At 61.4% G+C, this 22194-nt stretch carries 19 protein-coding genes; 12 read left to right on the forward strand and 7 right to left on the reverse strand.

All coding sequences use genetic code 11. The features are described from left to right. The first annotated feature begins 39 nt into the window (after window positions 1-39). The 6 genes from iolD (at window position 40) to EIY71_RS05060 (ending at window position 8016) form a co-directional block, all read left to right on the forward strand. Complete coding sequence (gene iolD, locus EIY71_RS05035) at window positions 40-1971, forward strand: 3D-(3,5/4)-trihydroxycyclohexane-1,2-dione acylhydrolase (decyclizing) (protein ID WP_134020757.1); 1932 nt, start codon at window positions 40-42, stop codon at window positions 1969-1971. 35 nt (window positions 1972-2006) lie between these two features. Beyond that, on the forward strand, window positions 2007-3032 hold the full coding sequence (locus EIY71_RS05040) for a Gfo/Idh/MocA family protein (RefSeq protein WP_102717978.1): 1026 nt from the start codon (window positions 2007-2009) through the stop codon (window positions 3030-3032). A 131-nt stretch (window positions 3033-3163) separates the two neighbouring features. Beyond that, the gene (locus EIY71_RS05045; protein WP_134020759.1) at window positions 3164-4213 is read left to right on the forward strand and encodes a Gfo/Idh/MocA family oxidoreductase; all 1050 of its coding nucleotides are present in this window, start codon (window positions 3164-3166) and stop codon (window positions 4211-4213) included. 160 nt (window positions 4214-4373) lie between these two features. Continuing rightward, window positions 4374-5300 (forward strand): sugar ABC transporter substrate-binding protein, encoded by a 927-nt coding sequence (locus EIY71_RS05050; protein ID WP_134020762.1) that lies wholly within the window; start codon window positions 4374-4376, stop codon window positions 5298-5300. Window positions 5301-5370: 70 nt separating this feature from the next. Further along, on the forward strand, window positions 5371-6936 hold the full coding sequence (locus tag EIY71_RS05055) for a sugar ABC transporter ATP-binding protein (protein ID WP_134020765.1): 1566 nt from the start codon (window positions 5371-5373) through the stop codon (window positions 6934-6936). 57 nt (window positions 6937-6993) lie between these two features. Beyond that, window positions 6994-8016, forward strand: coding sequence for an ABC transporter permease (locus EIY71_RS05060; protein ID WP_007956055.1), 1023 nt, complete (start codon window positions 6994-6996; stop codon window positions 8014-8016). A 99-nt stretch (window positions 8017-8115) separates the two neighbouring features. Here EIY71_RS05060 and EIY71_RS05065 read toward each other — a convergent pair whose 3' ends face one another. After that, window positions 8116-8373, reverse strand: a complete 258-nt coding sequence (locus EIY71_RS05065; protein ID WP_007956057.1) for a hypothetical protein — start codon at window positions 8371-8373, stop codon at window positions 8116-8118. Window positions 8374-8598: 225 nt separating this feature from the next. Here EIY71_RS05065 and EIY71_RS05070 point away from each other — a divergent pair, with 225 nt between their 5' ends. Next, the gene (locus EIY71_RS05070) at window positions 8599-8928 is read left to right on the forward strand and encodes a hypothetical protein (RefSeq protein ID WP_085747785.1); all 330 of its coding nucleotides are present in this window, start codon (window positions 8599-8601) and stop codon (window positions 8926-8928) included. A gap of 57 nt (window positions 8929-8985) precedes the next feature. Here the strand turns inward: EIY71_RS05070 and EIY71_RS05075 are convergent, their stop codons facing one another. The 4 genes from EIY71_RS05075 to EIY71_RS05090 all read right to left on the reverse strand — a co-directional run bounded on the left by EIY71_RS05075 (window position 8986) and on the right by EIY71_RS05090 (window position 12899). Continuing rightward, window positions 8986-9399 (reverse strand): VOC family protein, encoded by a 414-nt coding sequence (locus EIY71_RS05075; RefSeq protein WP_134020767.1) that lies wholly within the window; start codon window positions 9397-9399, stop codon window positions 8986-8988. Between the two features lie 160 nt (window positions 9400-9559). Beyond that, on the reverse strand, window positions 9560-10504 hold the full coding sequence (locus EIY71_RS05080) for an alpha/beta hydrolase (protein WP_085747783.1): 945 nt from the start codon (window positions 10502-10504) through the stop codon (window positions 9560-9562). 112 nt (window positions 10505-10616) lie between these two features. Beyond that, the gene (locus tag EIY71_RS05085; protein WP_085747782.1) at window positions 10617-11615 is read right to left on the reverse strand and encodes an NAD(P)H-quinone oxidoreductase; all 999 of its coding nucleotides are present in this window, start codon (window positions 11613-11615) and stop codon (window positions 10617-10619) included. Between the two features lie 63 nt (window positions 11616-11678). After that, window positions 11679-12899, reverse strand: a complete 1221-nt coding sequence (locus tag EIY71_RS05090; RefSeq protein WP_085747781.1) for a YbfB/YjiJ family MFS transporter — start codon at window positions 12897-12899, stop codon at window positions 11679-11681. A gap of 111 nt (window positions 12900-13010) precedes the next feature. On the opposite strand from EIY71_RS05090, the gene EIY71_RS05095 reads away from it, so the two are divergent. Continuing rightward, window positions 13011-13886: a LysR family transcriptional regulator gene (locus EIY71_RS05095; RefSeq protein ID WP_085747780.1), complete on the forward strand. Its 876-nt coding sequence runs from the start codon at window positions 13011-13013 to the stop codon at window positions 13884-13886. 326 nt (window positions 13887-14212) lie between these two features. Continuing rightward, a complete protein-coding gene (locus tag EIY71_RS05100) occupies window positions 14213-15040 on the forward strand; it encodes a hypothetical protein (RefSeq protein ID WP_134020770.1) in 828 nt (275 codons plus the stop codon). Between the two features lie 51 nt (window positions 15041-15091). Here the strand turns inward: EIY71_RS05100 and EIY71_RS05105 are convergent, their stop codons facing one another. Continuing rightward, on the reverse strand, window positions 15092-15814 hold the full coding sequence (locus EIY71_RS05105; protein WP_085689135.1) for a pirin family protein: 723 nt from the start codon (window positions 15812-15814) through the stop codon (window positions 15092-15094). 211 nt (window positions 15815-16025) lie between these two features. On the opposite strand from EIY71_RS05105, the gene EIY71_RS05110 reads away from it, so the two are divergent. After that, entirely contained in the window at window positions 16026-16976 is a 951-nt protein-coding gene (locus EIY71_RS05110; RefSeq protein ID WP_064378886.1) for a GlxA family transcriptional regulator, read from the forward strand. A gap of 90 nt (window positions 16977-17066) precedes the next feature. Continuing rightward, window positions 17067-18533: a winged helix-turn-helix domain-containing protein gene (locus EIY71_RS05115; protein WP_134020773.1), complete on the forward strand. Its 1467-nt coding sequence runs from the start codon at window positions 17067-17069 to the stop codon at window positions 18531-18533. Here the strand turns inward: EIY71_RS05115 and EIY71_RS05120 are convergent. Then, a complete protein-coding gene (locus EIY71_RS05120; RefSeq protein WP_134020776.1) occupies window positions 18501-21287 on the reverse strand; it encodes a winged helix-turn-helix domain-containing protein in 2787 nt (928 codons plus the stop codon). The genes EIY71_RS05115 and EIY71_RS05120 overlap by 33 nt on opposite strands. A 333-nt stretch (window positions 21288-21620) precedes the next feature. On the opposite strand from EIY71_RS05120, the gene EIY71_RS05125 reads away from it, so the two are divergent. Further along, window positions 21621-22190 (forward strand): flavodoxin family protein, encoded by a 570-nt coding sequence (locus EIY71_RS05125; protein WP_102717987.1) that lies wholly within the window; start codon window positions 21621-21623, stop codon window positions 22188-22190. Window positions 22191-22194: the final 4 nt, after the last annotated feature.

Here is a 22194-nt window from a genome sequence, read left to right on the forward strand (position 1 = left end):
CCCTCGCAGGGATCGGATCTGAATTTGAAAGGTGCGGTTATGACCACAACAAGACTGACCATGGCCCAGGCCCTGGTGAAATTCCTCGACAACCAGTACATCGAGGTCGATGGCGTTCAGAGCAAGTTCGTCGCCGGGATCTTTACCATTTTCGGCCACGGCAACGTGCTGGGTCTGGGGCAGGCGCTGGAGCAGGACAGCGGTGACCTGATCGTCCATCAGGGCCGCAACGAACAAGGCATGGCCCATGCGGCGATCGGTTTCGCCAAGCAGCATCTGCGGCGCAAGATCTACGCCTGTACCTCGTCCGTGGGGCCGGGCGCGGCGAACATGCTGACCGCTGCCGCGACCGCGACCGCCAACCGGATTCCCTTGCTGCTGTTGCCGGGTGATGTCTATGCCTGCCGTCAACCGGACCCGGTGTTGCAACAGATCGAGCAGTTCCACGACCTGAGCATCAGCACCAACGATGCGTTCAAGGCCGTGAGCAAATACTGGGATCGCATCAACCGTCCCGAACAATTGATGACCGCAGCAATCCACGCCATGCGTGTGCTCACGGATCCCGCCGAAACCGGCGCCGTGACCCTGGCCCTGCCGCAGGACGTGCAGGCCGAGGCCTACGACTATCCCGATTATTTCCTGCAAAAACGCGTGCATCGCATCGAGCGTCGTCCGGCCACTGAAGCGATGCTCGGCGATGCCGTGGCACTGTTCAAAGGCAAGCGCAAACCGCTGATCATCTGTGGTGGCGGCGTCAAATACTCGGGCGCCAATGCGGCGTTGCAGGCGTTTGCCGAGCGCTTCGATATTCCTTTCGCCGAAACCCAGGCCGGCAAAAGCGCGCTGGTGTCCAGCCATCCGCTGAACGTCGGCGGCATTGGCGAAACCGGTTGCCTGGCGGCAAACCTGCTGGCCAGGGAAGCGGATCTGATCATCGGGGTCGGCACCCGCTACAGCGATTTCACCACCGCGTCGAAATCCTTGTTCCAGCACCCTGACGTGCGATTTCTCAACCTCAACATCAGCCCGTGCGATGCCCTGAAACTCGACGGCGTGCAACTGCTGGCGGATGCCCGGACAGGTTTGTCGGCGCTGGCCGAAGCGCTGGGCGACTACCGTTCCGGCTGGGGCGATCAACCCCGTCAGGCCCGGGCGCAACTGGATGAGGAAGTGAATCGCCTGTATCAGATTGACTATCAGGCGCGGGATTTCATCCCGGAAATCAACGACCACCTCGATCCGGCGGTGTTGCGCGAATTCATCGAGCTGACCGGTTCCTGCCTGACCCAGAGCCGCGTGCTAGGCGTGCTCAATGAAACCCTCGCTGATGACGCAGTGATCGTCGCCGCCGCCGGCAGCCTGCCCGGTGACTTGCAGCGCAGCTGGCGCAGCAAGGGCGTTAACACCTATCACGTCGAATACGGATATTCGTGCATGGGCTATGAGGTGAACGCGGCGCTGGGCGTGAAGCTCGCCGAGCCTGAGCGCGAGGTTTATGCGCTGGTGGGCGACGGCTCCTACATGATGCTGCACTCGGAGCTCGCCACCTCGATCCAGGAGCGGCGCAAGATCAACGTGGTGCTGTTCGACAACATGACCTTCGGTTGCATCAACAACCTGCAGATGGGCAACGGCATGGACAGCTTTGCCACCGAGTTCCGTTACCGCAACCCGCAGAGCGGCAAGCTCGACGGTGCTTTCGTGCCGGTGGATTTCGCCATGAGCGCGGCGGCCTACGGCTGCAAGACCTACAAGGTGAACACCGTTGAAGAACTGCAGGCGGCGCTGGCCGATGCGCGCTTGCAGACGGTCTCGACCCTGATCGACATCAAGGTTCTGCCCAAGACCATGATTCACGGTTATCTGTCGTGGTGGCGGGTCGGCGTGGCGCAAGTCTCCACCAGCGCCCGCACCGACGCGGTAGCCAAAACCCTGAACGAACGACTGGCCAAGGCCCGTCAGTACTGATTGCCCTGAATCGAACAACCACAAGGAATCCTTTCATGTCATTGCTTTCCCAAGCGTTGCGGCTAGGCGTCATCGGCACCGGGGCCATCGGCCAGGACCACATCCGTCGTTGCAGCCAGACCTTGCTCAACAGTCAGGTCGTGGCGGTCACCGACATCAATCTGCAGCAGGCGGCCAAGGTCGTCGCTGACCTGAAGCTGACCGCCGAGGTTTATCCCGACGGCCACGCGCTGATCCAGGCGCCGGACGTCGAGGCGATCCTCGTCACCTCCTGGGGCCCGAGCCACGAGGAGTTCGTGCTGGCCGCCATCGCGGCGGGCAAGCCGGTGTTCTGCGAGAAACCACTGGCGGTCACCGCCGAAGGCTGCCGCAAGATCGTCGAGGCCGAAGTCGCCCACGGCAAACGGCTGGTGCAGGTCGGTTTCATGCGTCCGTACGATGAAGGTTATCGCGCGTTGAAGTCGGTGATCGACAGCGGCCAGATCGGCGAACCGTTGATGCTGCATTGCGCGCACCGTAACCCGAGCGTGGGTCAAAACTACAAGACCGACATGGCGATCACCGACACGTTGATCCATGAGCTGGACGTACTGCGCTGGTTGCTCGATGACGATTACGTCTCGGTGCAGGTGGTGTTCCCGCGCAAGAGCAGCAAAGCCCTCGCGCATTTGAAAGATCCGCAGATCGTGCTGCTGGAAACCGCCAAGGGCACGCGCATCGACGTGGAAGTCTTCGTCAATTGCCAGTACGGCTACGACATCCAGTGCGAAGTGGTGGGGGAGACCGGCATCGCCAAATTGCCGGAGCCGTCCCAGGTTCAATTGCGCAGCGGGGCCAAGCTGTCCAACGCGATTCTGATGGACTGGAAGGATCGCTTCATCGCGGCCTATGACGTCGAGTTGCAGGCGTTCATCGATGGCGTGCGGGCGGGGCAGGTGGGTGGACCGTCGGCGTGGGATGGCTTCGCCGCCGCTGTTGCTGCCGACGCGTGCATCGAAGCGCAGAACAGCGGCGCGATCGTCAACGTTGCACTGCCGGACCGTCCCCATTTCTACAGCTGACGCAAATCCCTGTGGGACCGAGCTTGCTCGCGATTGCGGTCTGTCAGGGCACATCAATGTGGAATGTGCCGCCGCCATCGCGGGCAAGCCCGCTCCCACAGGGTCCGCGTTTTATTCAGGGAAATACTTGTATGCGCATCGGACTTGTCGGTTACGGCCATGGCGGCCGGTTTTTTCATGCTCCGCTGATCAGCAGTCTGCCGGCGGCGACGTTCGTCGGCGTGGTCACCCGTTCAGCGGAGCGCCGACAGTTGCTGGCGGCGGAGCATCCGGGTGTGCCGGCCTTCGACAGCATCGGCCAGTTGGTGGAAGCCGGGATTGATGTGCTGGTGGTATCGACGCCCCTCAAGGGCCGGCCGGCACTGGTGCTCGACGGCATCGAACACGGCGTGGCGGTGGTCAGCGACAAGCCGTTCGCCGCCGACTGGCAGCAGGCGCAAACCCTGATCACCATGGCCGAGCGCCAAAATGTACCGCTCAGCGTCTATCAGAACCGGCGCTGGGATTCGGACTTTTTAACCGTGCGCAAACTCATCGAATCCGGCGCGTTGGGCCAGGTCAGCCGGTTCGAGTCGCGTATCGAGCGTTACTCGCCGTCGTCGGTTCACAACGGCAGCGGCGGTGGTTTCCTGCGCGACCTTGGCAGTCATCTGGTCGATCAGGCGCTGTTGCTGTTCGGTCCGGTGACACGGGTCTACGCCGAACTGGACTACCTGGAAAAAGACCAGGCCTTCGATCACGGCTTCTTCATGTCCCTGACCCACGTCAACGGCGTGACCTCGCATCTGGGTGGCAGTTGCCTGCAAAACAGCCCTGGCCCGCGCTTTCGGGTGAGCGGCACGCTGGGCTGTTACAGCGTCGAGGGTCTGGACGGGCAAGAGGCCCAGGCGCTGGCCGGGCTCTCGCCGAAAACCGAAGGCGAGCACTGGGGCGTCGAGGAGCACCGCCGCTGGGGCTGGTTTGAACACGGAGACGAGCGTGAGCGGGTTCCGTCTGAGCGCGGCTGCTGGAGTCAGTTCTATTTGCAGCTACAAATCGCGTTGCAAAACGGTGGCCCACTGCCCGTGGACGCCCGTGATGCACTGGCGACAACCCGCGTGCTAGACGCTGCGCGCCTGAGTTTCAAACGTCGTCAGGTAGTGGAACTGAGTGAGTTTGCAAGCCATGGAATAAAATCATAATAAAATTCTAAAACAGGTTGATATGGAAAATATTTTCCAATAAAGTCGATTCCAGATTCACTGTCTCGGGATACGTTCCAACGCTTCGACTGCTTGTCCGCTTACTGAAATCGTCATGCCTCATCCATAAAACCAACAAGAATGTGGAGAAAGACTTTTCATGAAGATCAAGACCCGTTTTGCCTCACTGGCCTTGTCCCTGATGTTCGCCAGCGGCGCTGCGCTGGCCGATATGAAGATCGGCGTCAGCATGTCCCAGTTCGATGACACCTGGCTGACCTACCTGCGCGAATCCATGGACAAGAAAGCCAAGTCCTATCCCGACGGCGTCAAGCTGCAGTTCGAAGACGCCCGCAGCGATGTGGTCAAGCAACTGAGCCAGGTCGAGAGCTTCATCAGCCAGAAAGTCGACGCCATCGTGGTCAATCCGGTGGATACCGCCGCCACCAAAAAGATTACTGAAGCGGCAGTGAAGGCCGGCATTCCGCTGGTCTACGTCAACCGCCGCCCCGATGACCTGAACCTGCCCAAAGGCGTGGTAACCGTTGCTTCCAACGACCTGGAGGCCGGCGAGATGCAGATGCAGTACCTGGCCGACAAGATGGGCGGCAAGGGCGATATCGTGATTCTGCTGGGGGACCTGGCGAACAACTCCACCACCAACCGCACCAAGGGCGTTAAAGAGGTGCTGGCCAAATACCCGGACATCAAGGTCGAGCAGGAGCAGAGCGGCGTATGGCTACGGGACAAGGGCATGACCCTGGTCAACGACTGGCTGACCCAGGGCCGCAAGTTCGACGCGGTGGTCTCCAACAACGACGAAATGGCCATCGGTGCCGCCATGGCCCTGCAACAGGCCGGCGTCGCCAAAGGCAGCGTGCTGATTGCGGGGGTCGACGGTACGCCGGACGGTTTGAATGCCGTGAAGAAGGGCTCCCTGGCCGCTTCCGTGTTCCAGGACGCCAAGGGTCAGGCCGACGGTTCCATCGATACGGCGGTGAGAATGGCGAAGAATGAGCCGGTCGAGCCGGCGGTCTGGGTGCCATTCCGCCTGATCACGCCGCAAAACGTTGACCAGTTCAAATAGTCCGTCCGTTCAATAACAACAATAAGCCCGCAAGGTGGCGATCGCGACCTTGCTGATGGAGTACCTGATCATGTTCGCTTCAGCGACTGCTTCGAGCACCCCTTTGACGGGGAGCCCGCCCACTGCAATACCTGTCGAAGAGCCGTACCTGCTGGAGATCCTCAACGTCAGCAAGGGTTTCCCCGGTGTGGTGGCGTTGTCCGATGTGCAACTGCGGGTACGCCCCGGTTCCGTGCTGGCGCTCATGGGCGAGAATGGCGCGGGCAAATCCACCCTGATGAAAATCATCGCCGGCATCTACCAGCCAGACGCCGGCGAGCTGCGCCTGCGGGGCAAACCGGTGGTGTTCGAAACGCCACTGGCAGCGCTTCAGGCCGGGATCGCGATGATCCACCAGGAACTCAACCTGATGCCGCACATGAGCATCGCCGAAAACATCTGGATCGGTCGCGAGCAGCTCAACGGCTTTCACATGATCGACCATCGGGAAATGCACCGCTGCACGGCGAAACTGCTGGAGCGCCTGCGGATCAACCTTGATCCCGAAGAGCAGGTCGGCAATCTGAGTATCGCCGAGCGGCAGATGGTCGAGATCGCCAAAGCCGTGTCCTACGACTCCGACATCCTGATCATGGACGAACCGACATCGGCCATCACCGACAAGGAAGTCGCCCATCTGTTCTCGATCATTGCCGACCTGAAAAACCAGGGCAAAGGCATCATCTACATCACCCACAAAATGAACGAAGTGTTCGCGATCGCCGATGAAGTGGCGGTGTTTCGCGACGGCGCCTACATCGGCCTGCAGCGGGCCGATTCCATGGACAGCGACAGCCTGATCTCGATGATGGTCGGTCGCGAATTGAGCCAGTTGTTTCCGGTGCGCGAAAAGCCGATCGGCGATCTGTTGCTGTCGGTGCGCGACCTCAAGCTCAATGGCATCTTCAAAGGTGTTTCCTTCGACCTGCACGCCGGGGAAATCCTCGGCATCGCCGGGTTGATGGGCTCCGGCCGGACCAATGTGGCCGAAGCGATCTTCGGCATCACGCCCAGCGACGGTGGCGAGATCCGTCTCGATGGCGAAGTGGTGCGCATCAGCGATCCGCACATGGCGATCGAGAAGGGCTTCGCGCTGTTGACCGAGGATCGCAAACTCAGCGGTCTGTTCCCGTGCCTCTCGGTGCTGGAAAACATGGAAATGGCCGTCCTGCCACACTACGCCGGCCACGGGTTCATCCAGCAAAAAGCCTTGCGCGCCTTGTGCGAAGACATGTGCAAGAAGTTGCGGGTGAAAACCCCGTCGCTGGAGCAATGCATCGACACACTGTCGGGTGGCAATCAGCAGAAGGCCTTGCTGGCCCGCTGGCTGATGACCAATCCGCGCATCCTGATTCTCGACGAGCCGACCCGTGGCATCGATGTAGGTGCCAAGGCCGAGATTTACCGGCTCATCACCTACCTCGCCAGCGAAGGCATGGCGGTGATCATGATTTCTTCGGAACTGCCGGAAGTGCTCGGCATGAGTGACCGGGTGATGGTCATGCACGAGGGCGACCTGATGGGCACCCTCGACCGCAGCGAGGCGACTCAGGAGCGGGTGATGCAACTGGCCTCGGGCCTGTCCTCGGTTCATTAATGGATACCGCTGGTGGCCGAGGCCGCCGTCGATGATGCGATAGAAAGGTGAGTGGTTATGAACGCGATACTGGAAAACAAACCGGCCACGGCACCGGTCAAGAGTCGCCGGCGCTTTCCGACGGAGCTGAGCATTTTTCTGGTGCTGATCGGCATCGGCCTGGTGTTCGAACTGTTCGGCTGGATCGTGCGCGACCAGAGCTTCCTGATGAACTCCCAGCGGCTGGTGTTGATGATCCTGCAAGTGTCGATCATCGGCCTGCTGGCGATTGGCGTGACCCAGGTGATCATCACCACCGGTATCGACCTGTCGTCGGGCTCGGTGCTCGCGTTGTCGGCGATGATCGCGGCCAGTCTGGCGCAGACCTCGGATTTCGCCCGGGCGGTGTTCCCGTCACTGACCGATTTGCCGGTCTGGATTCCGGTGATTGCCGGGCTCGGTGTCGGGCTGCTGGCGGGGGCGATCAACGGCAGCATCATCGCCATCACCGGGATTCCGCCGTTCATTGCCACACTGGGCATGATGGTTTCGGCCCGTGGCCTGGCGCGTTACTACACCGAAGGCCAGCCAGTGAGCATGCTCTCGGACTCCTACACGGCCATCGGCCACGGCGCGATGCCGGTGATCATTTTTCTGGTGGTGGCGGTGATCTTCCACATCGCGCTGCGCTACACCAAGTACGGCAAATACACCTACGCCATCGGCGGCAACATGCAGGCGGCGCGCACCTCAGGCATCAACGTCAAACGCCATCTGGTCATCGTCTACAGCATCGCCGGACTGCTGGCGGGGCTGGCCGGCGTAGTGGCTTCGGCCCGCGCCGCTACCGGGCAGGCCGGGATGGGCATGTCCTATGAGCTGGACGCGATTGCCGCGGCAGTTATCGGTGGTACCAGTCTGGCGGGTGGAGTGGGGCGCATCACCGGCACGGTAATCGGCGCTTTGATCCTTGGGGTGATGGCCAGCGGGTTCACGTTTGTCGGGGTCGATGCTTACATACAGGACATCATCAAAGGACTGATCATCGTGGTCGCGGTGGTGATCGACCAGTACCGCAACAAGCGCAAGCTCAAGCGCTGAAATTAATCGTCCTGGCCTGCCAAGGCGGGATCAGCGTCATATACAAAAGCCGATCGGAAAGATCGGCTTTTTTATGCCTGCGAAAACTGGCTAAGTGGTTCAGGGTTTCTTTTCTTCCATCCCATCCTTTGAGCCACTGGATGTTTGCGCATCCTTCTCTGTCTCGTGGGACTCTGCACCGGAGTTCGACCCCGAGGCTTCTTCACCCTTTTTGTCGGCCTTGTCTTCTTTGGATTCGGTGCCTCCCTGATTGACTCCGGGAATGCCGGTAGGGGGGACGCTGCTTCCCGCCATCGCCAGCGGTGCGGTGGCGGATAAAAGACTTCCAAGCATGAGGGCTGCAATGGTTCTGTTCATCGTCGGGCTTCCGCGTCGGGTGGATGTATCTTGGAAAATCAGAGGCGAAGCAAAGTGCCGGGCGGCTGACGGGCGGGAGAGGTGGGAGACGGGTGGCGGTGGAGCTGCGCATCTTTATGGCCATCCTTCGGCCGAGATTGGCTGAAAAAAGGCGGCAAATTGCTGGCCCCCGAATGTTTCAAGTCCCGGCAAACTCGCCTTTTTTCAAAAGGTTAGGTGGGCTATATGCGGACGATTGTCATCACTGTAGCAACGCTTTCCCTCGCTCTGCTCGCGGTGGAGGCCCAGGCCAGGGAACTGAGCAAGAGCCATCGTTTTGCGTGTACCTGGGGTTCGGACATCGCCGCCGGTGCGCAACAGTCGAAGCTGTCAGGGATTTCCCTGTATGGCGCGCGCAAGCGCCTGCAGGCGCGCAAGTTCCAGCAACCGTGGATGCGCATGACCGCCATGGGCATCACTGAGCAGACCTACGACAGCGCGTCGCGGCTGAAGCCGGCGGCCGTCAAGCAGACGTACTACGAACAGTGCGTTCGGCATGAGCTTGCACAGCGTTGAACGCAAAAGCCCGACCTGAAGAGGTCGGGCTTTTTCATGTCCGGTGCAATGACAGCGTCACTTGTCACTTTCGCAATTGACCATCCACGACACGCCAAAACGATCCACCAGCATGCCGAAACGCGCGGCCCAGAAGGTGGCTTCCAGCGGCATGTCGACGCGACCGTCCCTGGCCAGGGCGTTAAACACCCGTTCGGCCTCGGCGATGCTGTCGACATTCAGCGAAATCCAGCAACCGCTCATGCCTTGGGTGGGGCGGTCGGGTGTGGTGTCCGAAGCCATGAGCATCTGATCCCCGACTTTCAGGCAGGTGTGGATGATCAGGTTGTGGTGCTCTTTCGGTACATGTTCGGCGGCTGGCGTTTCGCCGAAGGTCATCATCGCTTCGAGTTTGCCTTGCAGGCATTGCTCGTAAAACGTGAAGGCTTCGCGGCAGTCGCCGTTGAAGATCAGGTACGGGTTGATTTTCATGGGGGTGCTCCCGAATAGGCAGTGGAACGCAGCGCGGCCGGGTGTGCCGAAGCAGCGTCATGGATTGACTCCATCCAGCAAAGCGTTAGAACGCCGGATTGCCAACCGATGCTGCAAGAGTTTCCTTTCGGGGTGACCGATGGTCTGCGGGGAAGGGGCGTCAGGAATCGCGCGGGTTCTTCTGTACCGCAGCGCCCGCCACTCGGGCGGCAGGTCGGGTTTGCATCAGCGCATCGATCGCCTTGCGATAGTTCTGTCCGCCCAGCGCCATGCTGTTGTTGTGCGTTGCGCCGGGCACCAGCAGCAGGCGTTTCGGTTGCCGGGCGGCGGCGAACAGTTGCTCGCTGAAGCGCGACGGCACGAAGGCGTCGGCCAAGCCGTGCACCACCAGCAAGGGCATGTGGATCTCGGCGATCTTGTCGATGGAGTCGAATTTCTGCGACAGCAACCAACGCACCGGAAGAGAGGTGTTGGCCACGGCAGCCGCAACATCTGCCAACGAGGTGAATGTGGATTCGATGACCAGCCCGCGCACCGGCAGTGGGGTGTGATTTCTGGCGGCATCGCGACCGAGTTCGGCAGCCAGATCGATGGCGACCGCGCCGCCCAGCGAGTGCCCGTAGATCAGGCGTTTGTTCGGATCGGGTTGCAACAGCTGGAAGCGTTCCCAGGCTACCCTGGCATCTTCGTACACCGTGCTTTCCGACGGCAGATCGCCGTGGCTCTGGCCGAAACCGCGATAGTCGATGGCCAATACCGAATAACCTGCCGCGCGCAATTGTTCGATACGAAACAGTTGCCCTGTCAGATTCCAGCGTACGCCATGCAAATAAAGAATGGCCGGTGCATCGGCGCGCTCTGCCGGCCACCACCAGGCGTGAATGTTTTGCCCGGCCTTAAAGCTTTTCGGTTGCAGGTCGAGTTCCTGCACGCTGCCGGGCAAACCGTGATACCAGCCGGCGGTGCCCGGTTCGATGCGAAACAGAAGCTTGCGCTCTGTGTGTTCCAGCACGGCACAACTCGCCGGCACGCCGACGATCAGGGCGGCCATGCAGGCGAACGCCAGACGGCGGCGTCGAACTCGGGTCATGAAGGCCAGGAACATTAAACGTTTCACCACTGCGTGGACAAAGAACGCTTTTTACCAGAAGCCTGGACCCGCGCGTGACATTTTCGACCGCCGCCCACCCGCAACGATTACAAAATGCTGCAACGACTCAGTCGATCTTCAGCACGATCTTGCCGATGTGGTCGCCCGCTTCCATGTGCGCATGGGCCTTGGCTGCGTCGGCGAGCGGGTAGACCTTGTCGATGATCGGCAGGCAGCGTCCGGCGGCCAGCGCCGGCCAGACGTGTTCGCGCAATTGATCGGCGATGGCGGCCTTTTCCGCCGAGGTACGTGCGCGAAGCAGGGAACCGGTGACCACCGCACGTTTGCCGAGGATCGCCAGCAGATCGATGTCATTGGCCCGCGCGCCACCGAGGAATCCGATCATTACCAACCGCCCATCCATTCCCAAGGCGCTGATGTTCCCGTTGAGGTACGAGCCGCCCATGATGTCGAGGATCACATTGACGCCCTGGCCGGCGGTTTTTTCAGCGATGACAGCGGCGAAATCCTGTTCCCGGTAGTTGATCGCTTCGCCGCCCAGATTGTGGATCGCTGCGCATTTATCGGCGCTTCCGGCGGTGGCAAAGGCCTCGATGCCAAACTCGCGGCACAGCATCAACGCGGTGGTGCCGATGCCGCTGGTGCCGCCGTGGATCAAGGCGCGCTGGCCACGGCTGGCGCCGCCGAGGCCGAACAGGTTGGCCCATACGGTGAAAAAGGTTTCCGGAATGGCCGCTGCCTGGATCCAGTCCAGCCCATCGGGAATCGGCAAGACCTGGCCCGCCGGAACCGCGCAATATTCGGCGTAACCGCCGCCATTGGTCAGCGCACACACCCGGTCACCCACCGCGAATGTGCTGACGCCATTGCCGACCGCCACGACTTCACCCGCCACTTCAAGGCCCGGGATCGGGTTCATGCCGGGCTTCATCGGGTATTTGCCGGCGCGTTGCAGGGCGTCTGGACGATTGACGCCGGCGGCATGCACGCGGATCAGTACTTCGCCTTCCGCGACGACCGGCAGCGGGACGCGCCGGGATTGCAGAACCTCGGGCCCGCCCGGTTCGGTGATTTCGATTCGGGTCATTTCATTGGGCAACGTCATTTTCGATTCCTCTTGAAAAAGTGATCAGTAGATGGGAACGCAGTCAGGGCGCAATGATTCCCGTCATTCGGCGCAGCAGCGTTGTTCGACGGAGGAGGGCAGCAGTTTCATGGCGTGCTCAAGTATCAGCGCGATCACGATGGCACCGCCGGCAATCACGAAGAGCAGCGCATGTTGTCCGCCCGTGGCGTTGAACAGCGCCGAATAGGCGAAGCCCGCCAGCGCCTGAAACGTGGCGAACGACACCGTGGCCCGGCTCCACGCCACCTGTTGGCGATGATGATCCGGCACCAGCTCATGCACCCGGGCCAATGCCAGCGGCACAATACCCGGCGGAAATGAACCAAGGACCACCGCCAGCAGCGCCAACGCCAGGAACGAATGCGAAACCGCCAGCAAACCCAGGGTGATCGCCTGCACCACCAGCACCAGACGAATGCCGGTGCGCGCGCCAAGATGATCGGCGAGGAAGCCATAACTCACCGGGCCGACGATGGCGCCCAGACCGTACATGACCCAGATCAGAGCGCCGACGTGCGACCCGGCGCCCAGCCCCCGGGCGACGTAATCCACCAGGAAGACCATGGCCGGTACCAGCCCGGCGGCCATGAATGCGTACTGGGCAAACAACAGATAAACAGCAGGCGGTGTCGGAGCGACCGGTTCCACTTCAGCGGTGGTGGTGATTGCATGGGGCAGCTCCGAAGGCCAGCCGAACCAGCTCAATGCCGTCAGTGCCAGTGACAAAACGCCCAATCCCAGCCACGTCGCTTGCAGGCCAAGGCTCAACAGCAGCGGAACAATCGTGCCCGATCCGGCGATGCCCAGACCGATGCCGAGGAAAATCGCGCCGCTGGCCAGGCCCTTGCGCGCGGCCGGTACATGGGGCAGCACGGTCGCGGCCACCAGCACCATGATCGCGCCGCCCGCGATCCCGGACAGCAGGCGCCAGCCGAAATACCAGCTCACCGACACGGGATACGCACAGGCAAAGAACGCCACGGTCACCGCCAGCATCATCAGTCGCAAGGCATTTCTCTGGGTGAGCCGGCGTGCCAGCGGTCGGCCAAGGAGGGCGCCGATCAGGTAACCGACCAGGTTGGCCGCACCCAGATAGACCACATCATGGGCGGAAAACCATTGCGCCTGAATCAGCGAAGGGATCAGCGGCGTGTAGGCGAAACGCGCCAGACCGATGCTGACCAGGCTGGCGCAAAGTCCGGCGAAGATCGCCAGCCAGACACTTGTGTCCGGACGTTCGGGCGAAGCAGTTGAAGTGTGCATGACGGCAATCCTTTGAAAGGTTTATGGCGCCCAGCATATCGGCTATCGTTGCTGCGTTAATGCAGCGATTTTGCGTGATAGTGATGCGTTTATGCATCAATGGAGAACGATATGAACTGGGATGATGCACGGGTGTTTCTTGCGGTCTGTCGCGAGTCGACATTGCGCGGTGCCGCGCGCGTGCTGGGCGTGGATCAGGCGACAGTAGGGCGACGCATCACGGCGCTGGAAAAGTCGCTGGGCGCGACCTTGTTTCTGCGCACCTCCGAGGGCTATGCACTGACGGCCGTCGGCGAAGCGGCGCTCAAGTCGGTAGAAAAAATGGAGCATTCGGCGCTGGAGCTGGAACGGCGTATCCAAGGCCTGGACGATCGCCTGACCGGCAGTGTGCGGGTCAGCACCACCGATTCGCTGGCCATCGATTTCCTGATCCCGGCCATTGCGCAGTTGCACGAACGGCATCCGGACGTGCGCGTGCAACTGGACGCCTCCACGCAGATCCTCAGCCTGGCCAAGCGTGAAGCGGACATCGCCGTGCGCAACACCCGCCCGGACAATCCGGACCTGATCGCCCGGCGCATCGCGCGTTGGCCGGTGGGGCTGTTTGCCTCGCAGGCCTACGTCGACAGCCATGGCGTGCCGACGCCGGGCAGTACGTTCGAGGGCCATGATCTGGTGGTGTACCAGCCGTATCTGCAAGGCAACAAGGACCTGACCCTGGTGACTGAACCCGTGACTCGCGGGCGGATCGTCGCCGGTCTGAGCTCCAGCCTGCTGGTACGCCGCTCGATTGCCGCCGGTCTGGGTGTAGGAGAAATCCCGGTCTACATGGGCGAGCGCGACGGTCTGGTCAGGCTGTGGCCGGAGCGTACGCGGCCGTTGCCTTATGAAGTGTGGCTGGTGACCCATGCGGATTTGCGCCATACCGCGCGGGTCAGGGCGGTGATCGAACACATAGTCGAAGCGTTTCTACTGGAGAATGAGTAGTCCTTGATGCCGTGTAGGACGGCTACATCAGCTGACGATCTTGCCTACAACAGCGCCAGAATCCGCTGGCTTGTGAGTTTTTTGGCCGGGCCCTATCGTTTCTCACACCCGGAGTGAGCAGGTGAAACGCTCCGAGGGATCAATCCAGGGAAGTGTTGATAAACGTCAGAGGTGCGGAATTGATTGCAAGGGAATTCAGCCAATTTCAAGCAAGCGACATGGCCGGGCAAACGGATAGTAGTGAGTGTATGAACTACATAACGCGAGACGAATTCAGCGCCAGGATCGAAGTCATCGAGACTAGAATCGATGCACGGATCGAGTCCATGTCCGCCAAGATCGATGGCTTTCTGACCCAACAGGCTGAGCGGGATCAGGCACGGTTGGAGCTCGAAAAAAGTCAGGAGCAGGGCCGGCTGGAGCAAAAACGCTCTATGGAGGAGGCACGGTTCGAGTGGGAGCGATCTCAGGAGGCGGCTCGGGTGGAGCGTGAGCGGTCCCAAGACGCGGCGCGTCTGGAGCAGAAACGAGAGCAGGAGGCAGCACGGCGGGAGTGGGAGAAGTCTCAGGAAAAGTCGCGCCTTGAGCGGGAAGAGGCCCAGGAGAAAGTGCGCCTTGAGCGGGAAGAGGCCCAGGAGAAAGTGCGCCTTGAGCGGGAAGAGGCCCAGGAGAAAGTGCGCCTTGAGCGGGAGCAGGCTCAGGAAAGAATCCAGCTGGCGCACGAGAAGAATCTCGAAAACCTGCGGCAGGAGCGCTTGAAGGCTCGGCTGGGGCATGAAAAGGTCTTGGAGACGGCCCGACAGGAGCGGGAGACCGCCCGGGTCGAGCGAGAGAAAGTCTACGAAAAGGTCAGACTGGAACAAGAAAAGGCTCATCTGGAGCGCGACCAGCGTTACGCGATCGTCTCGGCTCGCATTGACAGGTCTCTGGAGCGAATTGACGAAGCCGTCAGGCAGGTCTCGACGATCAAGGCGAATTACTGGGCGGCAACGGCCGTACATTTTCTCGGAATGGTTGCCATACTCGCGGGTTCTTACTACGCCAATCAGGCAAACGTGCTCGTCACGATGCAGACCACCCTGGCCATGATTCAATCGGTGAAAGAGGCTGGAAACCCTGCGCCGGCAGTGCTGATGAGCTTGCCAGCAGAATGAAAAACGGCCTTCAACGAAGGCCGTTTTTTTCGAGCGATGAAAACCACGGGCTTATGGCATTTCTGGCAGTTCCTGCGGGCGCAGGTCAAACACCAGGACTTCGGCATCCTGGCCATTGCTCAGGGTCAGTGCCTGTTCTTCACGAACCCGCACGCCGTCGCCTTCCTTCAACTGCACGCCGTTTAGTTCAACACTACCGCGAGCGACGTGCACATAGGCATAGCGGTTGGCAGGCAGCTTGAGGGTGGCGCTTTCCTCGCCATCGAACAGCCCGGCATACACCCGTGCATCCTGGCGCACTTTCAGCGAGCCGTGGCTGCCTTCGGGCGAAATGATCAGTTGCAGGCGACCGCGTTTTTTCTGTTCGCTGAAGTGCTCTTGCTGGTAACGCGGTTTCGCGCCGCTGACGTCCGGTACGATCCAGATCTGCAGGAAGTGCACAGGCTTGGTCGCCGAATGGTTGAACTCACTGTGGGCCACGCCGCTGCCGGCGCTCATCAGTTGCACATCGCCGGGGCGGATTACCGAACCGGTGCCGAGGGTGTCCTTGTGTTCCAGCGCACCTTCGAGCACATAGGAGAAAATCTCCATGTCACGGTGCGGGTGCTGGCCGAAGCCTTTGCCGGCGGCGACGCGGTCATCGTTGATCACCAGCAGGTCGGAGAAACCCTGTTCACGCGGGTCACGGTAGCTGGCGAAGGAAAAGGTGTGGAACGACTTCAACCAGCCATGATTGGCCAGACCACGGTCGGAAGCTTTACGAAGGGTCAGCATGATGAAATCTCCTTTCAGGACGTTGATTCGTCCGAGTAAGGAGAAGGTTACTGGTTACCCTGCGATGCAATAAGTAGATGAAAATTGAAATACTGTCCCGTATGAGTTGACAGTTGTGAGTACTGGATCACGCATTCTTTTCCAACGGTTCCACCGTATCTGGCCATAATGCGCAGACTTATGATTCCACATGGATTTTGGTGATACCCCCATGAAGACCGTGGCAATGGTGCTGTTTCCGGATTTTCTGCTGCTCGACATGGCTGGGCCGCTGGAAGTGTTTTCGGTTGCCAACCGCTACCTGAAACCGCAATCCCACTATCACCTGACCACCCTGGGCACCGAGCGCGGGCCGTTGCGTGCGTCCAATGGCGTGCTCGTGCACACCGATCGGCACATCGACGAAGCCGATGAGCGCTACGACTTGCTGCTGGTGCCGGGCGGCCCTGGCGCCTACAACGAAAAACACCCGCCGTTGCTCGCCTGGCTGCAAGGCGCGGTGACGCGTGCGGGGCAATACGGCTCGATCTGTACCGGCGCCTTCGTGCTGGGTCACGCCGGATTGCTCGACGGCTATCGTGTGACCACCCACTGGAATTACACCGAACGCCTGATCAAGGGCTTTCCGAAGGCAAACGTCGCGACCGACCAGATTTTTATTGAGGATCGCAACCTGATCACCTCCGGGGGCGTCACGGCCGGGATCGATATGGCGTTGGCGGTGGTCGCCCGCGATCATGGCAAAAAGATTGCCCAGGACGTGGCCAAAGTGCTGCTAGTGGTGATGAAACGTCAGGGCGGGCAAGCGCAGTTCAGTCCGCTGATGGCCGCGGTGGCCCCCCAGGAAACGCCGATCACCCGGGTGCAGAACCATGTGCTGGAGCATCTTGAGGAAGCCTTCACCGTCGAGCGCATGGCAAGTCTTGCGAACATGAGTGCACGACACTTCGCTCGGGTATTCGCCCGCGAGGTCAACATGACACCCATGGAATTCCTGCAAAGTGCGCGCATCGATTGCGCGCGCAATCTGCTGGAAACCAGCGATCTGCCGCTGAAAACCGTGGCCTACAAAAGCGGTTTCGGCAGCGTGCGGCACATGCGTTTTCTGTTCGGCGAAAAGCTTGGGCTGACCCCGACGCAATATCGCGAACAGTTCAGCTAGAGCGGTTCTGTCCGTTACGGGCATCCGGATGTCCGTGCTGGACCCCGCGTGGTGGTTGTACCGTCATCGAGGCCTGCGAAGATAACGGACATGAACAGCCTCAACGAATTGAACTCGGCGTCGGTCCTGCGTTTCGGGCCATACACGTTCCATTTGCGCCAACGGCTGATCCTCGAAGGGGATCGGCAATTGCGCATGGGCGGTCGTGCGCTGGACATTCTGCAAGTGCTGGTCGAGCGCGCCGGACGGGTGGTCAGTAAAGAGCAACTGATTTCGCTGGTGTGGCCGACGTCGGTGGTCGAGGAGATCAACCTGCGAGTGCACATCGCCGCGTTGCGCCGGGCTCTCGGTGATGGTGAAAACGGTCAGCGCTACATCGTCAATGTGCCGCAATGCGGGTACAGCTTCGTGGCACCGGTGCAGGGCGACAGCGTCGCCCAAGTGGTGTTCGAAAGCCTGCAAGCACCCCAACACAACTTGCCCGCACGGCTGACGCCGGTCACCGGTCGTGATTCACTGGTCGGTGGTCTGGTCCGGCAACTGCCGTTGACCCGGCTCCTGACGGTGACGGGACCTGCCGGTGTCGGTAAGAGCACCGTGGCATTGCGTGCAGCGGAACTGCTGCTGCAGCATTTTCGTGACGGCGTGTGGCAGGTGGATCTGTCGCAGACCGACGAAGACACTTCGCTCCTCGATCACCTGCTGAAAACCCTCGATATCGACTTCCCCACCCTGGCCGCGCGCCACGCCTTGTTGGTGCTGGACAACTGTGAGCATCTGCACGAAGCCTGCCGGAACCTGGTGCAAAAACTCCTCGACGCCGCGCCCCGTCTGTCGATCCTGGCCACCAGCCGCGAGCCGTTGCGTCTCGGTCTGGAAGTCCTCCAGCCGCTGCCACCGCTGACCCTTCCCAAAGCCTCGGCCCTCAATAGTGTCGCCGAGGTCATGGGCTATTCGGCGGTGCAGCTGTTTGTCAGTCGTGCCCGCGCCCGACAACACGGCTTCTGCCTGCGTGAGCAGGATCGGGAAACGGTGCGCGATATCTGTCGGCGGCTCGACGGTCTGCCATTGGCGATCGAACTGGCGGCGGCGCAGATCGATGCGCTGGCGCTGGTCGGCCTTCAGACCCAACTGGATCAAGGCCTGCAAGTTCTGAGTCACGGTCGCCGCACCGCCGTGCCACGCCACCAGTCGATGAAGGCTGCGCTGGACTGGAGCTATCAGCGCTTGAGCGAGCAGGAACAACGCGTGCTGCAACGCTTGTCGGTGTTCAAGATGGCATTCACCCTGGATGCCGCCATCGGCGTGATCAGTTGCGCGCAATTGCCACCCTCGACACTGGTGGCAGTGGTCGAGCAGCTGGCGGCCAAGTCGTTGCTGACCACAGATCGGTCCAGCGGGACGCTGCGCTATCGAATGTTCAACACCACGCGCCGCTACGCCCGCGAACAGCTGGAGCAGGGCGGCGAACTGAGTGATGTCGAGCGTCGGCACGCGCGCTACCTGGGTCGCACCCGGCCAGCTTCAAGCGGCCGACTGACCGCGCAGTTCGTCTAGCAGTAAACGCACTTTGCGCAAGTCCGGGGTGGCATAACCTTCGGTGAAGCGCTGGTAGATCGGTGTCAGCAATTCGAGTGCCTCACGGTAGCGCGACTGACGCTGCCACAACTGCGCCAGCGACGTGGCGCTGCGCAGTTCCCAGGCCAGCGCGCCTTGCGTCCGTGCAATCTCGAGCGATTGCTGCAAGGCGCTTTCGACCGTGTGATGGCAGGGCGATTCAGCCGCCAGCAATCGCTCGGCCCGGGCCCGCAAGATCTCCGCAGTACTCCATCCCGCCGCGCCACTTTGCGCGCGTTCGAGCAACGCATCATCAACGAAACCCGGATCCAGCGTGACCATGATTTCCCTGACCAGACCGCTGTCGGCGGGCGGGATGGCGGGGGCCTTGTCGGCGTCGATTACTTGCGCGTAGTGCCGCGCCCACGTGTAGAACAGCAGCACCGAATGCTTCTGCGCCTGTTCGAGCAACAGTTGCAGCAGTGCGCGGGCGTTCTGTACGTCGCCGTTGTAATGGGCGATCAGGCACGAGGCGAGTGCCAGGGTGTAGCAGATCGAAGTGCCGTGGTTGATCTGCACCGCGATGTCCAGCGCCTGCCGCGCCGTGCGCCAGGCCTGCTCGGGAAAACCTTGCAACCACAGCACTCGGGCGAGCACGGTCAGCGAGGCGACGCTCTGGTCGTATTGCACGCCGAAACCGTGAGTGAAACGGTTGAGGTGGCCGCTGTGGGCCATGCGCTGAATGACCTGTTCGGCGTGGATTCGCGCCTGATGCTGATCGCCGGCGTAATGCAGCGCGAGTACCCGCAAGCGATGGGTACTCAGGGACAACTGCGCATCGCCGTGCACACCGAGGCTTTCGAATTGCTCGCTCTGCTCCAGCGCCATCTGGTAATGCCCGCAACTGAGGTTGACCGCCATGTGTCCCGACACTGCGCGCAACTGGCCGGCCATGTCGTCGTGCCGTTGCGCCAATTGGCGAGCGCTGACGAAGGCTTCGATGGTTTCCGGTGTGCCACCCCAGGTGTGGTAACAGGCGCTGCCCAAGGCCAGTTTCAAGGCGATTTCCAGTCGCGGGCAGGGCGCGTCGGATGACGCCAGCAATGCGAGTGCCCGACGCACATGCACGCCGTACTCCTTGAGCAGGGACAACTCCTGCCACAACGGCGCCGACGTCGCCGTCAGTCGAACGCCGAGCGCGCGCGAGCCTTCATCGTTCAGCGTCCACTCAAGCGCCGCCCGCAGGTCTTCGAGGCCACGGGCGTAGCGCTCGATCCAGACTTCGGTCGCCGTGTTTTCCCAATCGGCCTGGGCCTGATGCATCAGCGCCAGGCTGCGTTCGGCATGACGCTCGCGGGTTTCGCCGAGTTCGTCAGCCTGATCGAGTTTTTCCAATGCATAGCGGCGGGTGGTGTCGAGCAGGCGATAGAACACTTCTTCATCGCCGACCTCGACGTTGAGCAGCGACTTGGCGACCAGTTGCGTGATCGACGCAAACACTTCGTTCGACTCGATGTGCTGACCGACGATAACCGCCGCCGCAGATTCCAGCGTGAACGCGCCACGAAACACACCCAGTCGGCGCAGGCCGGTCTGTTCGCAGCTGTTGAGCAGATTGAAACTCCAGTCCAGCGTAGCGCGCAGGGTTTCGTGCCGACCGAGGCGCGTCTGATTGCCTGCCGGCAAACGCCCCTGAAGCTGACTCAGCAAACCGTCCAGCCCGAGGCCCGCCACCTGCGCGGCGGCCAGTTCAAGCGCCAGTGGGATGCCATCGAGCCGTCGACAGATGTCGATGATCAAGGGCAGATCAGCGTTACCCGGCTCAAAGTGTTCGTGGGCCGCCATTGCCCGTTCGACGAACAGTTGCAGCGCAGAAAATCCCATCGCCTGATCGCGGTCGAGTACTGCAATCGGCGGCGGGCAATCGAGGGATTCCAGACGCTGAACGTACTCGCCCTCGGCGCGCAGGCTTTCGCGGCTGGTGGCCAGAATATGCACCTGCGGCGCGCCACGCAGAATGCTTTCACTCAGCAATGCCACGGCGTCGATCAAGTGCTCGCAGTTATCGATCACCAGCAGCATCTGCCGCTCGCGCAGGCTGTTGATCAGGCAAGCCATCGGTTCACTGGCATGCAGCGAAAGGTCCAGCAGGGCGGCGAGGTGCGAGCAGATCGAAGCGGGATCGTTGAGCGGTGTCAGATCCAGCAGACGAATTCCGTCACGATAGCGGCCAATCAGTTGTTCGGCGACGCGCAGGGCCACGGTGGTCTTGCCGATGCCGCCGGGGCCGACCAGGGTGATGCAGCGCTGGCGCGGCAGTTGCGTCATCAGGCTGTCGACCACCGACTGGCGACCGATCATCCGCGTGCGCCGCAATGGCAGGTTATGCCGGCCGAGGTTGGCGGCGGCGGGGCGTTGTTCGATGGATTGCAGCACGACCGGCGCGACGAAACTGTAACCGCGCTGCGCCACGGTGACGATGTAGCGTTGCCCGGCCTGACCGTCGCCGAGGGCCTTGCGCAGGGCGGCCATGTGCACCCGCAGATTGATGTCTTCCACCACGCTGTCCGGCCAGACCCCGGCGATCAGCTGCTGCTTGCTCACCACCTCACCGGCGTTGGCCAGCAGGATCAGCAGAATGTCCATGGCGCGACGGCCCAGGCGCAAAGGCTGGTCGCCTTCAAGCACCAGCCGCTGGCCGGGGTGGATCCGATAGGGGCCGAAACCGATGGCCTGATTCGGGGAAAGACTCAACCGCTCACTCCTTCGACGTTTTTTATGATCCTGGTCCGCCTCGGTGAAGAGTCCGTGACGGGCAGGGCGGAGATCGACTCGAGGGTCACGCAAGCCGTCTAATCCGCAGTATCCGGGCATATTCCTCAGGATTTGTCGCCAGTGCAACGTGCGCGCAACGCACGCGCCCCGGCATCGCTCGGCATCCAGTGCCGTCACCACTGTATTTAAAGGCCGGAACCTGTGCCGGCTCACCCGACAGCCGGGAAAAATTAACAACGATTAACTCGTCCGCGCCCGCTTCAAAGCCAAAACTCCGGGGCAATGGAATGCATACGTCCGGAGGACGCTGCGATGAGCAAGGTAGTGGTGGTCTATCACAGTGGCTACGGGCACACCCGCGTCATTGCGCAGGCAGTGGCCCAAGGTGTGGAGCGCCACGTGGGCAGCACTTGCCTGTTGCTGGCGGTGGAAGACGTGGAAGCCCACTGGGATGACCTGCACCGCGCCGACGCCATCATCTTCGGTGCACCGACCTACATGGGCAGCGCCTCGGCGGCGTTCAAGCAATTCATGGAGGCCACGGCCTCGTTCTACCTCGCCCGGCCGTGGCGCGACAAACTCGCGGCGGGCTTCACCAATTCCGGCAGCCTGTGCGGCGACAAGCTCAATACCTTGCTGCAAATGGCGGTGTTCGCGGCCCAGCATTCGATGATCTGGGTCGGGCTCGATCTGCTGCCGGCCCGTGCGTGCGAAGGTGTGTTCGACGGCCAGTTGAATCGCCTCGGCAGCTCCCTCGGCGCAATGTCCCAATCCAGCGTCGAGCAACCGCCCGAGCAGGCACCGCCTTTGGAGGACCAACAAACCGCCGCGCACCTGGGCGAGCGGGTGGCGCGACTGGCGCAGCGGATGGCTCGCGGATGAAACC

Origin of the sequence: Pseudomonas sp. CH235 (assembly GCF_004368175.1) — a bacterium.
GTDB classification, from domain to species: domain Bacteria; phylum Pseudomonadota; class Gammaproteobacteria; order Pseudomonadales; family Pseudomonadaceae; genus Aquipseudomonas; species Aquipseudomonas paraglycinae.